Here is a 12,015-nt window from a genome sequence, read left to right as displayed (position 1 = left end):
CTTTTAAATAAAATCATTTTTGGCGACTGTCTGGAGATAATGAGAAAAATCCCTGACAACAGCGTTGATGTTACCTTTGCAGACCCTCCTTTCAATCTAAAAAAGAAATACAACAGCTACTATGATGAGCATGATGTAGAGATATATCTTTCATGGTGTAAAGAATGGCTTTATGAGATGGTAAGAATTACAAAACCAACAGGTTCTATTTTTGTGCATAATATCCCAAAATGGTTGATATATTTTGGTTCTTATCTCAATGAAATAGCCATTTTTAGACACTGGATAGCATGGGATGCAATGGGGTCTCCCCGTGGTAAAACTCTTTTACCAAACCATTACGGAATTTTATATTATGTTAAATCTGATAAATTCAAATTTTACGATATAAGAATGCTCCATAAAAGATGTAGAAAGTGCAAGTATATTTTGCAGGATTACGGAGGTAAGAAAGCTCAGATGCATCAATTTGGCCCTCTTGTTTCTGATGTATGGACAGATATTCATAGAATAAGGCATAGAAAAAGAAGAGACAAACATCCATGTCAGTTACCAGTCCATCTTATTGAAAGACTTCTCTTAATGACCAGTGATGAAGGAGATGTTATTCTTGATCCATTCGTAGGCACAGGGACAACAGCGATTGCAGCAAAGAGACTCGGCAGAAGATTTATCGGCATAGATATTGATGAAAAATATATTGAAATTGCACATAAAAAATTAAAAGAGACACAGGTCACCATGATCAATGGAATTTATATAAGTATATTTCTTAACAGAGTTGTAACTATCAGAGATAAGGATTGGGATAAGCTTAAAGAAGCTTTTTTATTACCAAAAGATAATTTGGATATTGAAAAAAATGAAATAAAACTCAAGAATATCAATATGTTATCTTCTCAGAAAGCTAAAGACTTAACCTTATTTGAAATTGACACAAATCAAAACCAATTGGCAATCAAAGGAGTTCAACATGAAAAAATCTATTAATTTTAGAGGATTTGTAAGCCTGCTTACTGCTTTTTCCTTTGTCTTTGCCTTTATTTCAGGTATTATTCTTTATTTTACACCACAGGGAAGAATTGCTTACTGGATAAACTGGAAGTTTTTAGGTCTCACAAAGACAGACTGGACAAATATGCATATTATTTTCTGTATTGTTTTCATGCTCACTGCTTTTTTTCACGTCTACTATAACTGGAATGTGCTCATAAATTATATTTACAGCAAAGCTAAAAAAGCCTTGAATCTTAGAAAAGAACTTACTGTTGTTTGCGCGATTGTAATTTTGAGTTTTATTGGCTCACTGAAACCCTTTCCTCCCTTCAACTTCCTGTTAGACCTTTCTGATTATCTTAAAAATGCATGGATAAAGTCCCCAGAATATGAACCACCATTTGGACATGCAGAGTTGCTATCCCTTGAAGAGTTCTCTAAAAGAAGAAATATAGACCTCAAGCAGGCAACCATAGCCTTAACTCAAAAAGGAATAAAAATTAACTCCACAAAGGAAAGTATAGGACTAATAGCTAAAAATAACAGGCTGAGCCCCCTTCAGATTTATGAGATTTTAAAACCTCTTGAAGGGAAAATCACGTCAGTTGACTCAAAACCACTGGAAAAAAGTGATACAAAACAGACTAAAACCTCAAAATGGACAAGAGATGAAATAATTAAAGAGTTTGAAGGGAAAGGTCTTGGTAAGAAAACTTTAAAGCAAATCTGCGCAGAAAATAAAATTGACCTTCAGAAAGCATTAGCTAAACTGAAAAACAAGGGAATAAATGCGAAAGAAATGGATACACTCAGAGAAATCGCTGATAAAAATGGCACAAGTCCTATAGAAATTCTTATTGAGATACTTATAGACGAGAATAAAACTTAAAGATAAAATAATATTATATAGATTTATACTTCTCCCTGCGGCAAAGCTGAAGGGAAAATTCCGAACCTGCCTTTGGCAGATTTGGAACAAACTCAGGAGGTGGGTTATGCCAATTTATGAATTTAAGTGCATGAATTGTGGCAAAACTTTTACAGTCAAAATGACTGTAATGGAGATGGAAAAATCCAAAATAACCTGCCCCAAGTGTGGTTCAGAGAATGTAAAAAAAGTGATTTCACAATTTAGTACAATTACCTCAAAAAAATCTTAGGAGGCTAAAAAAAAATGGACAGTAATTTAACTCCAGCAATTTTAAGAGTTTGTGAATTAGCAGCAATTGAGTCAGCAAGACTTATGGGTAAGGGAAATCGTAAAGAAGCAGACCAGGCTGCTGTAACTGCCATGCGTAAAGCATTAAATGATTTACCAATCAAAGGCAGAATTGTCATTGGTGAAGGAGAAAGAGACGAAGCTCCTATGCTTTACATAGGTGAAGAAGTTGGAGATGGAACAGGTCCTGAGGTTGATATAGCAGTTGATCCTCTTGAAGGAACAAATCTTTGTGCTACTGGAATGCCCAATGCCCTTACAGTCATGGCTGTAACTGACAGAAATGGACTTCTTTACTGTCCTGATACTTATATGGAAAAATTAGTTGTAAGACCGCAGGCAAAAGGAATGGTTGACATAAGAAAATCTGTTAAAGAAAATCTTGAAGCTCTCGCAAAAGCGCTCGGAAGAGACATAGATGACCTTGTTGTAGTCGTGCTTGACAGGCCACGTCATGAAAATCTGATTAGAGAAATTCGTGCAGCGGGCGCAAGAATAAAACTTATCTCAGATGGTGATATTACACCAGCTATTGCAGCAACTGTTGAAGGCACAGGAATTCATGCCCTCATGGGAATTGGAGGCGCACCTGAAGGAGTTTTATCAGCAGCAGCAGTTAAAAGTCTTGGTGGAGAGATGCAGGCAAGAATGCGTTGGAGAAATGAGGAAGAAAAGAAAAGAGCCATTGATTACGGAATGGATATAAGTGAAGACAAGGTTTACACTCTTGATGATCTTGTTCCAGCTGATAATATAATTTTTGTTGCAACAGGCGTGACTAAAGGGGATCTTCTTAATGGTGTTAGATTTTTTGGCGGTGGTGCAAGAACTCACTCAATTGTAATTGAGTCACATCAGAGGATTATAAGGTTTGTTGATACAATCCACATATTTGACAAATTAGTAAAAATAACATTGTAAAATTCCTTTTTACTGTCTTGAGCCAAAGGGAATAGATTCCTTCAAACTCCAATGAAGGAATAAAAGAGGGAAAATTTTTAAAAAGGATAATTCTTGATTTATGCCAATTAAGGATTTCATCGCTATAATCTATACAACCATACTTACAATTTCAGCATTACATATGCCTCAACCCCTTTTACCTTTATTGGGACATTCTTTTAACGTTGAGATGGACACGATATCTCTTATTATGAGTGCTACATTCATTCCCCTTACATTTATTCCTGTAATTTCAGGAATTCTGCTCAATTTTTTATCTCCCAAGAAGATGATTCTTATAGCTGCATTAATACATTCGTTGACTGTATTTTTAATATCTATGGCAGTAAATCTTTATTTAGTTATATTTCTCAGATTTGTAGAAGGTTTTTTGATATCAGCAATTCTTACTTCCAATACCTCTTATATTGCATTAAAATCTGTAAAGGAAAGAATTCAATTTTTTATGTCCTATTATATCGCTTTTACCACAATTGGAGGACTTCTTGGAAGAGTCATTGGCAGCATTATAGCCAATTATTTTGGTTGGAGAACTTGTTTTCAGATAATGTCAGTAAGTCTTCTTCTGGTTCTTCCCATTGTTTATTATTTTATGGAAGATGTAAAGTTATCAAAAATAAAACAAACAGGCTATTTTAGTTTTAAAAATTTTAAGCTTATTTTTATGAATAAAACAAATTTTTATATTTATATTGCAATTTTCTGCCTTTTTTTTGTTTTTTCAGGGATAACAAACTTTTTACCCTTTAGAATAAAAAGCATTGATAGAGAAAGCAGCGAAATGATTATAGGATTTATTTATTCAGGTTACATCACTGGAATATTTATGTCCTTTATCGCAACAAAAATTATAAAATGGATTGGAAATGAAAGAAAAACAATGCTTCTTGGTTTTGCTACCTATGGTTTTTTTCTTTTAATATTTAGTTTACCTAATTTATTGCTAATATTTATTACAATGTTCGGTTTTTGTTCTGGAATGTTTCTTGTCCATTCAGTTGCTTCTGGTTATTTAAATAAAATTGCAACAACACAGAAAAGTCTTATAAATGGAGCATACATAGCTTTTTATTACTCAGGTGGGGTTCTTGGTTCTTATTTACCTGGAATTGTATACAAAAATTTTGGGTGGATAAGTTTTATAATAGGCTTATTTATTTTCGTATTTGTAGGTTTTTTTGTTATATCTAAACTATCAGACCATGCTTAATAGCATAGTTTATAATTTCAGCATTGTTTTCAAGTCCAAGTTTTTCAAGAATCCTTGCTCTATAGGTGCTTACTGTTTTAATACTTATTGAAAGCTCCTTAGAAATCTCAATAAGACTTTTCCCTTTTGCTATCATCAAAAAAACCTGAAATTCTCTCTCTGAGAGCTTTTCATGAGGAGGAATATCTTCAGATTTATCAATATAATGAAGTAATTTCTCTGAAAAAGTATGTGGTAAATATTTACCACCCTTGATTATTTTATCAACAGCTTTTAAAAGTTCTTCAGGATCTGCAGATTTTGTTAGATAGCCTGAAGCCCCACATTTTAATGATCTTATAGCATACTGCTCTTCGGGATACATGCTGAGCATTAGTATTTTTGTTTCAGGGTATAAAATTTTGATTTTTTTTAGGGTCTCTATACCATTTATATCAGACATAGCAATGTCAAGAAACACTATATCAAAACTTTCTTTTGAAAGGATATCAATTGCTTCATATCCGCTTTTTGCCTCCTTACATTCTTTAATATAAGGAGTATCAAGAAGAATCTCTTTTAATCCCTTCCTGAAAAGAGTGTGATCATCAACAATTAAAACTTTCAGTCTCTTAGTCATTGTTTCTTACAGGAACTGAAATAATTATCTCAGTTCCTCCTTCATAGCTTCTATGTATATCAAGAGTTGCATTTATAGAATAAGCTCTCTCTCTCATTGCCATTAAACCAAATGATTCAGGACTTTTAATTTTTTCGTCTGATATTCCTATCCCATTATCCTTAATAATTAATAAAATGCTCGCCTCCGACCTGAACATTTTAATATCTACTTCTGTTGCATTTGCATGTCTTGCTATATTTGTAAGTGCTTCCTGGAATATTCTAAAAAGAGTTAAAGATACATTTTTTGATAATTTAATTCCATGTTCTGCAATATCAACATTGCATACTATAGAAGTGTTTCTTTCAAATTCTTTAACCTGCCACATTATAGCATCTTCAAGAGTTAAATAGTCAATAAGAGATGGACGTAGCCTATTTGATATATTCTGAACCTGTTTTATCAGAGCATTTACTATGGTCAGTGTTTCATCAAATTTTTTATTTAAAAATTCATCTTCAACACGTTTTTTAATCCACGATAAAGATAGTTTTAGTGCGGTAAGAGACTGTCCTAATTCATCATGAATTTCTTTAGCAATCTCTTTTCTTTCGTTTTCTCTTATGTTCTGTAAATATACTGAGAGTTTTCTTAATGCTTCTCTTGATTTTCTAAGTTCTTCCTCAATCTGTTTTCTGTATGTAATATCTCTTCCTATTGTTTTTGTTTTAACAAAATTTCCCTTTTCATCTACCTCAACATAAACATTTAAAGATGCTGTAAACACTGAACCATCTTTTCTTATAAAATCTCTTTCAACTTGAATAAAACTGTATTTTTCTATATTTGGGAAAAATTCTGCTTGAGCTTTCTTTGATTCTTCAGTCATGAAATAAGTTATTGGTTTGCCAATTATTTCTTCTTTTTTATATCCTAACATTTTTGCTTCTGTTTCGTTACATTCAATAATAATTCCATTTTTATCAACAGAATGATACATATCAGGCGCATTGTCATAGAGATCCCTGTATTTTTCTTCTGATATTCTTAATTCTTCTTCTATTTTCTTCCTTTTTGATATATTTATTGTGAGAATAACTATTACCAGAGATAAACCAATGAAAATCAGTGTAATCATTGTTAATGTTTTTCTATACTTAACAAAAAAGCTTTCAGGAAGATTTATAATTCTGCTTTCCTTAGGAAGTCTATTTAAAGAAACATTGAATCTTTTGAGTTCATTATAATCAAACATGTATTCATTAGGGCTTTCTTTAACAACAGGAATCTCAGAAGGAGATTTGCCCTGTAAAACCTGTAAAGCAAGCTCCCCTGCTTTTTTGCCCTGCAAAAATGCACTTGTTAATTTCCCTCCAATAATGCCTCTGCCAAGATAAAAATCCCATACACTGTATATGGGAGAATTAGTATGCGGATAAAGTAAATCAAGGCTTTCCTCATAAGCGAAGAAATTGCCAGTTTTGTCTCTATTTACAAGCAAAAGGAGGATAATACTCTTTGGAGGAATTTTCTCAACCTCTTTCTGCAATTCTTTCATATCTGGATTCTCAAGCATAATGAAACTTATTTTATTTAAAAATTCCGGGAATATCTCTAAGAGTCCTTTTTTCATTGCAAGCCCTGTTGTTGTTATATCATTGATAATATAAACTCTTTGTGTATTAGGATGAAGCTTGAGTGCTATATCAAGTGTGCCTCTTACATCTGTTTCCTCTGCCACTCCAGTAAACCATTTTCTGTATTTTTCTATCAAACTATCGTTAAAATTATTAATTCCACAGAAAATAACAGGTATTTCGTAAAATAATCTTTGATAATGCTTCATTGTGAACAATAAGGCATCATTATCTGAAACAATTATCAGGTCAAATTTAATTCCACTATATTTCTGCTTCATAAGATTGAAAATTTTTTCAAAATATTTGTCTCCATAAAAACGCTTAGTATCCATATACTCAATATAATAGTCAATACTATTTTCCATAGCCTTCAATGATTCTTTGATACCTTTAACTATGTTGTCTGTCCAGCTTAGTCCCTGATGATAAGAATTAAGGATTAAAATCTTTTTCTTTTCCTGTGCTTGAGCATGTTCGGGAAGACAAAAAAATAGTAAAAAAATACAAATCAAAAAATTTCTAAGCATGGTTAATTTCTTTAATCCAATCATTATATCTTGCTGCTCTTGGAAGAATACATATCCCTGAAGAGTCTATATAACATCTAAAACGGTCTTGTTCTGCTGAAAATCCAATTTTTTCCCCTTCATAAACAACATTTTTTTTATCAACTATAACTCTGTAAAGCTTACTATTTCTTTTTATAATAACATCATCCATAATAAGAGAATCTTTTATCTCTACATCTTTTTCTATTATGCTACCACTTCTTATAAAAGAATTTTCTATTTTACCTCCATATATCAATGCTCCTTCGGCAATAATACTATTCTTTATCTCTCCATCAAGAATTTTTACAGGCGGACCTTCATATCTGGCAGGATGAATAGGCCACATCTTATTGTAAATTTCAAAAATTGGTTTTTCTCCAAGCATATCCATGTGAGCATCAAAATATGCACTTATTGTCCCTACATCTCGCCAGTAACCACGTTCTTCGTAGGATTTAATTCCTGGAATCTCATTTTTAGCAAAATCATAGGCATAAACCTTGCATTTCCTTCCCACAAGGTCAGGTATTACATGAGCACCAAAATCATGCTGTTTTTTCTTCTCAGCACGCACTAAAGCATCAATTAAAATATCAGCATTGAATATATAATTGCCCATTGAGACATAAGCCATATCTGGATTATCAGGCATGGGTATAGGGTCTTTAGGTTTCTCCTGAAAACCTGCAATTCTGTGGTCCGGATCTGTAATGATTACTCCAAATGATGAAGCATGCTTTAAAGCAACAGGTCTTGCAGCTACAGTAACATGTGCATTGTTTTCAATATGGAATTTTATCATCTGTCTTATATCCATTCTATAAATATGATCTGCACCAAAAATTAAAACAATATCAGGATTGTGTTCTTTGATTAATCCAATATTTTGAAACACTGCATCTGCTGTTCCCTGAAACCATTCAGGACCCATTCGCATTTGGGGTGGAACAACTGTTACAAAGTGATCACTTCCAACAGATGAGAAAAACCAATTTTGCCTTATATGTTCAATAAGTGACTGAGATTTATACTGAACAAGAAGATAAATTGAGTAAATCTGAGAATTAACAAGATTACTTAAAACAAAATCAACTATTCTATATCTCGCACCAAAAGGAACAGAAGGCTTTGACCTAAATGATGTTAAAGGGAACAATCTTTCACCCTTTCCACCTGCAAGAACTATTGCTAAAACTTTGGGCATGCTTATGTCCCTCCTTATTTCTCTATTAAAAGTGTCCAAAAGCCTGTTTTGCTCCATTTTTTCTTAAAATCTTCCATGTTAATTTTCTCGTGCATTTTTGTCCCTGAATTTACTATAACAGACTCGCTATCAAATCCTACAACTACCATAAAGTGATACTTTTTGTAAAACCAGTATCCCTCATCTGTCATTACAATCAGAGGCTTATTCGCCTTTATTTTTTCCTTTATATCTTCAAGACTCCCACTATAATATTTAGATTTAAAACCTTTTTTTTGAACAAACATAATCATATCAAAATCAGCTGTTCCCTGCGCACCTTTGCTGTAAATTTCCTTTGCTATTTCCTCTACAGTTATTTTCATCCCTAAAAAATTCAAAATCATGGCTAAGGATGCCGGACCGCATTGAAAATCCTCTGAAGGGAAAAAAGGAACAGAATTGATTATATTTTCCTGAGCATAAGCAGGAGCTGTAAGTAAAATAAATATAAACAGCAAAATGTAAAGAATAAAACATAAGGGATAGCCATACTTTTTACATTTCATTTTTTATTATAGACTTTTGCTCTTTTGTAATATCATAACTCTATCAATTCCTGCAATGTCTTTAACCACTTCAATTACATTAAAACCAGACATTAATGCTATATTTTGAACTGCCTTAGCCTGTCCTTGCCCGATTTCTAAAAAAATTAAGCCACTATTTAGAAGATATTTCTCTGCATTTTCTATAATCTTTCTATAAAAATTAAGTCCATCTTCTCCTCCATTCAGTGCTTCCAAAGGTTCATAATTTTTAATCTCAGGCTGCAATTTAGAAATTTCATCTGTTTTCACATAGGGAGGATTTGCAGTAATACAAGCAAATATTTTTTCTTTGAAAGGATTAAACATGTCACCAACGAGAAAAATAACATTTTTTATATTGTTCAATGCTTTATTTTCTGTTGCATACTTAACTGCTTTTTCTGATTTATCAATACCAAAAATTTGAAATTCCGGAGCATTTTTACCGATAGCCAATGCAATGCATCCTGAGCCTGTACATAAATCAAGTATTCTATTTCCTGTATTGCTAATTAATTTCTGTCTCTCAAGAACCTGTTCAACCAGTATCTCTGTCTCAGGTCTTGGAATTAATACTCCTCTGCCAACTTTTATTTTAATATTGTAAAAATAGCATTCTCCAATAATATACTGAAGAGGTTCTTTTTTTAATCTTCTTTCTATGAGAGATTTTATGGTATGCGCCTGTTCAGAAGTTATTTCAGGATTTTCAGTATAAAGTTGTATTTTGTCAATTTTTAGAACATGGCAGATAATTTCTTGTGCTTCTCTGATATTAAAAGAAAATTTATTGACAATTTCTCTTATTTTATCAAGAGCTTTCACATTTCTTTAAGTTTTTCCGCTTGATAATATGAAATTAATGCATCAATTATTTCATCAATATTTCCATTTAAAACCTGTTCAAGCTTATAAAGCGTCAATCCTATTCTATGGTCAGTCACTCTATTCTGAGGAAAATTATAAGTTCTTATTCTTTCGCTTCTTTCACCTGTGCCAACCTGCCCTTTTCTTTCAGCAGCTCTTTCTGCTTCTTTTTTTTGCCTCTCTATCTCAAGTAAACGAGCTCTCAAAACCTTCATAGCCTTTTCTCTATTTTTAATCTGTGACCGTTCATCCTGACATTGAACAATTATTCCTGTTGGAATATGAACAATTCTTACTGCTGAATAAGCTGTATTTACAGACTGCCCCCCAGGACCTGAAGAACAAAAAGTGTCTATTCTGAGGTCTTTCTCATCAATTTTTATATCAACTTCTTCTGCTTCTGGAAGCACAGCTACTGTTGCAGTAGATGTATGAATTCTACCTGATGCTTCTGTTACAGGAATTCTCTGAACCCGATGCACACCGCTTTCGTATTTCAGCTTACTGAAAGCACCTTTACCAGAAATTGTAGCAATTATTTCCTTAAATCCTCCCAATCCTGTAGGGTGAGAATCAATAATTTCTACCTTCCATCCTTTTGATTCAGCATATTTTGCATACATTCTGAATAAATTTGCTGCAAAAAGTGCTGCTTCTTCACCACCTGTCCCTGCTCTTATTTCAAGAATTACATTTTTTTCATCTCTTGGGTCTTTTGGTAAAAGTAGAACTTTGAGTTCCTGCTCAATCTGAGGTTTTATTTTTTTAAGTTGTTGTAACTCTTCTTCAGCAAGTTCTTTCAGATCAGGATCACCGCTTTTAATCATCTCTTCAGCTTCTTCTATTTGCTTAAGAATTCTTTTATATTCTCTAAATTTTGTAACAATAGGCTCAAGTTCTGCCTGTTCTCTGGAATATTTCATATACTCATCTTTATTTGAAAACACTTTCGGATCAGAAAGTGTTTGAGTTATTTTTTCATATTTGTTTTCCACTTCCATTAATTTTTCAAGCATTTACCTTTTCCTCCTTTTCAGATAAACTTAATACAGCCTTCAAAGCTTCACAGGCAACTTCTATCTGTGCAGTATCTGGTTCTTTTGTAGTTATTTTCTGGAAAATCAACCCTGGAAATATAAAAAGTTTTGTTGCTATATTATCTTGCCATTTTGCAGAAAGTTTCAGTATTTCATAAGATATTCCTGCAATTAAGGGTAAAAGTATAACTCTTGAAGCAGCCTTTAAAACAAAACTCCATGAAGAAGGAATCATTGAAAATACAAGTATGCTTATTACAAGAACAATAAATATAAAGCTTGTCCCGCACCTTACATGCAGTCTTGAATAGTTTCCTATATTTTCAGCAATTAAGGACTCTCCTGATTCAAAAGCATTTATTGTTTTATGTTCAGCACCATGGTAGGCAAAAATTCTTCTCATCTGCGACCACATACTTATTGCAAATACATAACCTATAAATATAAAAACTCTTAAAAGACCGTCCACAAAATTAAAAATAAACGAATTTGTAGATACCATCTCAAGGAAATAACCTGAGAGCTTCGTCAGATAAAGAGGTAAAACAATAAAAAGCAAGATTCCAATTAAAAATGCCATGAATAATGATAAAGCAAGACTCCATGGACTTGACTTTTCTTCTTTGAATACAACTTTACTGCTGAAATCTATTGCTTTCATACCAAGCCACAAAGTTTCAAGAAGGATAAAAAAACCTCTTATTATTGGTATCTTTGAGAGACGGCTTTGTTTTTTAAACTTTTCTACCTTTAATGTAATTTCACCATCAGGATTTCTTACGGCAACAGCCCATCCTTTTTGAGATTTCATCATTACACCTTCTATTACAGCCTGCCCACCTATTGCAATATCTTTTTTCATATATTGATGCTCCTTATATTCCAAAATAAAAAGGGGTTAGAAAAAGGAAAATTCAGTTCTAACCCCTATACAAAAGTTCTATATCTATTTTTTACTGTATTTCTTCATGAACTTCTCTACTCTACCCTCTGTGTCAACAATTTTCTGTTTTCCTGTATAAAATGGATGGCATTTAGAACAAATATCCACCTTAATTACAGGCTTTGTTGAACGCGTAACAAATGTTTCACCACAGGCACATACAACCTTTGCTTCTTTGTATTCAGGATGAATTTTCTCTTTCATCTTCTCCTCCG

General features: G+C 32.7%; 13 protein-coding genes. 5 read left to right on the top strand and 8 right to left on the bottom strand.

Features of this window, described 5'->3' with window-relative positions:
- The first annotated feature begins 39 nt into the window (after positions 1–39).
- From THEYE_RS01875 to THEYE_RS01855, 5 genes are all read left to right on the top strand, one after another.
- Entirely contained in the window at positions 40–990 is a 951-nt protein-coding gene (locus THEYE_RS01875; protein WP_200855672.1) for a DNA-methyltransferase, read from the top strand.
- Positions 974–1,885, top strand: coding sequence for a DUF4405 domain-containing protein (locus THEYE_RS01870; protein WP_012546502.1), 912 nt, complete (start codon positions 974–976; stop codon positions 1,883–1,885). Before THEYE_RS01875 ends, THEYE_RS01870 begins: the two co-directional genes overlap by 17 nt.
- A 106-nt stretch (positions 1,886–1,991) precedes the next feature.
- The gene (locus THEYE_RS10645) at positions 1,992–2,156 is read left to right on the top strand and encodes an FmdB family zinc ribbon protein (protein WP_021013190.1); all 165 of its coding nucleotides are present in this window, start codon (positions 1,992–1,994) and stop codon (positions 2,154–2,156) included.
- Between the two features lie 14 nt (positions 2,157–2,170).
- Positions 2,171–3,136, top strand: coding sequence for a class II fructose-bisphosphatase (gene glpX, locus THEYE_RS01860; RefSeq protein ID WP_012545655.1), 966 nt, complete (start codon positions 2,171–2,173; stop codon positions 3,134–3,136).
- Positions 3,137–3,236: 100 nt separating this feature from the next.
- Positions 3,237–4,388, top strand: coding sequence for an MFS transporter (locus tag THEYE_RS01855; protein WP_012545276.1), 1,152 nt, complete (start codon positions 3,237–3,239; stop codon positions 4,386–4,388).
- Here the strand turns inward: THEYE_RS01855 and THEYE_RS01850 are convergent.
- The 8 genes from THEYE_RS01850 to rpmE all read right to left on the bottom strand — a co-directional run bounded on the left by THEYE_RS01850 (position 4,366) and on the right by rpmE (position 12,004).
- Complete coding sequence (locus THEYE_RS01850) at positions 4,366–5,007, bottom strand: response regulator (protein ID WP_012546220.1); 642 nt, start codon at positions 5,005–5,007, stop codon at positions 4,366–4,368. The genes THEYE_RS01855 and THEYE_RS01850 overlap by 23 nt on opposite strands.
- Entirely contained in the window at positions 5,000–7,180 is a 2,181-nt protein-coding gene (locus tag THEYE_RS01845) for a sensor histidine kinase (RefSeq protein WP_012545732.1), read from the bottom strand. Before THEYE_RS01845 ends, THEYE_RS01850 begins: the two co-directional genes overlap by 8 nt.
- On the bottom strand, positions 7,149–8,384 hold the full coding sequence (gene glgC, locus THEYE_RS01840) for a glucose-1-phosphate adenylyltransferase (RefSeq protein ID WP_012544940.1): 1,236 nt from the start codon (positions 8,382–8,384) through the stop codon (positions 7,149–7,151). The genes THEYE_RS01845 and glgC overlap by 32 nt, the downstream gene beginning before the upstream one ends.
- A gap of 14 nt (positions 8,385–8,398) precedes the next feature.
- On the bottom strand, positions 8,399–8,932 hold the full coding sequence (locus THEYE_RS01835; RefSeq protein ID WP_012545498.1) for a C39 family peptidase: 534 nt from the start codon (positions 8,930–8,932) through the stop codon (positions 8,399–8,401).
- A gap of 6 nt (positions 8,933–8,938) precedes the next feature.
- Entirely contained in the window at positions 8,939–9,778 is an 840-nt protein-coding gene (prmC, locus tag THEYE_RS01830; RefSeq protein WP_012546726.1) for a peptide chain release factor N(5)-glutamine methyltransferase, read from the bottom strand.
- Positions 9,775–10,836, bottom strand: a complete 1,062-nt coding sequence (gene prfA, locus THEYE_RS01825) for a peptide chain release factor 1 (RefSeq protein WP_012545879.1) — start codon at positions 10,834–10,836, stop codon at positions 9,775–9,777. The genes prmC and prfA overlap by 4 nt, the downstream gene beginning before the upstream one ends.
- Positions 10,829–11,719, bottom strand: a complete 891-nt coding sequence (locus THEYE_RS01820; protein ID WP_012546693.1) for a DUF1385 domain-containing protein — start codon at positions 11,717–11,719, stop codon at positions 10,829–10,831. The genes prfA and THEYE_RS01820 overlap by 8 nt, the downstream gene beginning before the upstream one ends.
- Before the next feature lie 84 nt (positions 11,720–11,803).
- Entirely contained in the window at positions 11,804–12,004 is a 201-nt protein-coding gene (gene rpmE / locus THEYE_RS01815; protein ID WP_012545159.1) for a 50S ribosomal protein L31, read from the bottom strand.
- Positions 12,005–12,015 lie beyond the last annotated feature (11 nt).

This window comes from Thermodesulfovibrio yellowstonii DSM 11347 (assembly GCF_000020985.1).
GTDB classification, from domain to species: Bacteria; Nitrospirota; Thermodesulfovibrionia; order Thermodesulfovibrionales; family Thermodesulfovibrionaceae; genus Thermodesulfovibrio; species Thermodesulfovibrio yellowstonii.
Note: the sequence above shows the minus strand (reverse complement) of the source record. Positions and strands in the feature narration are given on the sequence as shown.

What these genes read in the sequence shown, in the direction of transcription:
- THEYE_RS01875 (WP_200855672.1), top strand. Translation starts at nt 40, where the DNA reads ATGAGAAAAATCCCTGACAACAGCGTTGATGTTACCTTTGCAGACCCT.
- THEYE_RS01870 (WP_012546502.1), top strand. Translation starts at nt 974, where the DNA reads ATGAAAAAATCTATTAATTTTAGAGGATTTGTAAGCCTGCTTACTGCT.
- THEYE_RS10645 (WP_021013190.1), top strand. Translation starts at nt 1,992, where the DNA reads ATGCCAATTTATGAATTTAAGTGCATGAATTGTGGCAAAACTTTTACA.
- glpX (WP_012545655.1), top strand. Translation starts at nt 2,171, where the DNA reads ATGGACAGTAATTTAACTCCAGCAATTTTAAGAGTTTGTGAATTAGCA.
- THEYE_RS01855 (WP_012545276.1), top strand. Translation starts at nt 3,237, where the DNA reads ATGCCAATTAAGGATTTCATCGCTATAATCTATACAACCATACTTACA.
- THEYE_RS01850 (WP_012546220.1), bottom strand. Translation starts at nt 5,007, where the DNA reads ATGACTAAGAGACTGAAAGTTTTAATTGTTGATGATCACACTCTTTTC.
- THEYE_RS01845 (WP_012545732.1), bottom strand. Translation starts at nt 7,180, where the DNA reads ATGATTGGATTAAAGAAATTAACCATGCTTAGAAATTTTTTGATTTGT.
- glgC (WP_012544940.1), bottom strand. Translation starts at nt 8,384, where the DNA reads ATGCCCAAAGTTTTAGCAATAGTTCTTGCAGGTGGAAAGGGTGAAAGA.
- THEYE_RS01835 (WP_012545498.1), bottom strand. Translation starts at nt 8,932, where the DNA reads ATGAAATGTAAAAAGTATGGCTATCCCTTATGTTTTATTCTTTACATT.
- prfA (WP_012545879.1), bottom strand. Translation starts at nt 10,836, where the DNA reads ATGCTTGAAAAATTAATGGAAGTGGAAAACAAATATGAAAAAATAACT.
- THEYE_RS01820 (WP_012546693.1), bottom strand. Translation starts at nt 11,719, where the DNA reads ATGAAAAAAGATATTGCAATAGGTGGGCAGGCTGTAATAGAAGGTGTA.
- rpmE (WP_012545159.1), bottom strand. Translation starts at nt 12,004, where the DNA reads ATGAAAGAGAAAATTCATCCTGAATACAAAGAAGCAAAGGTTGTATGT.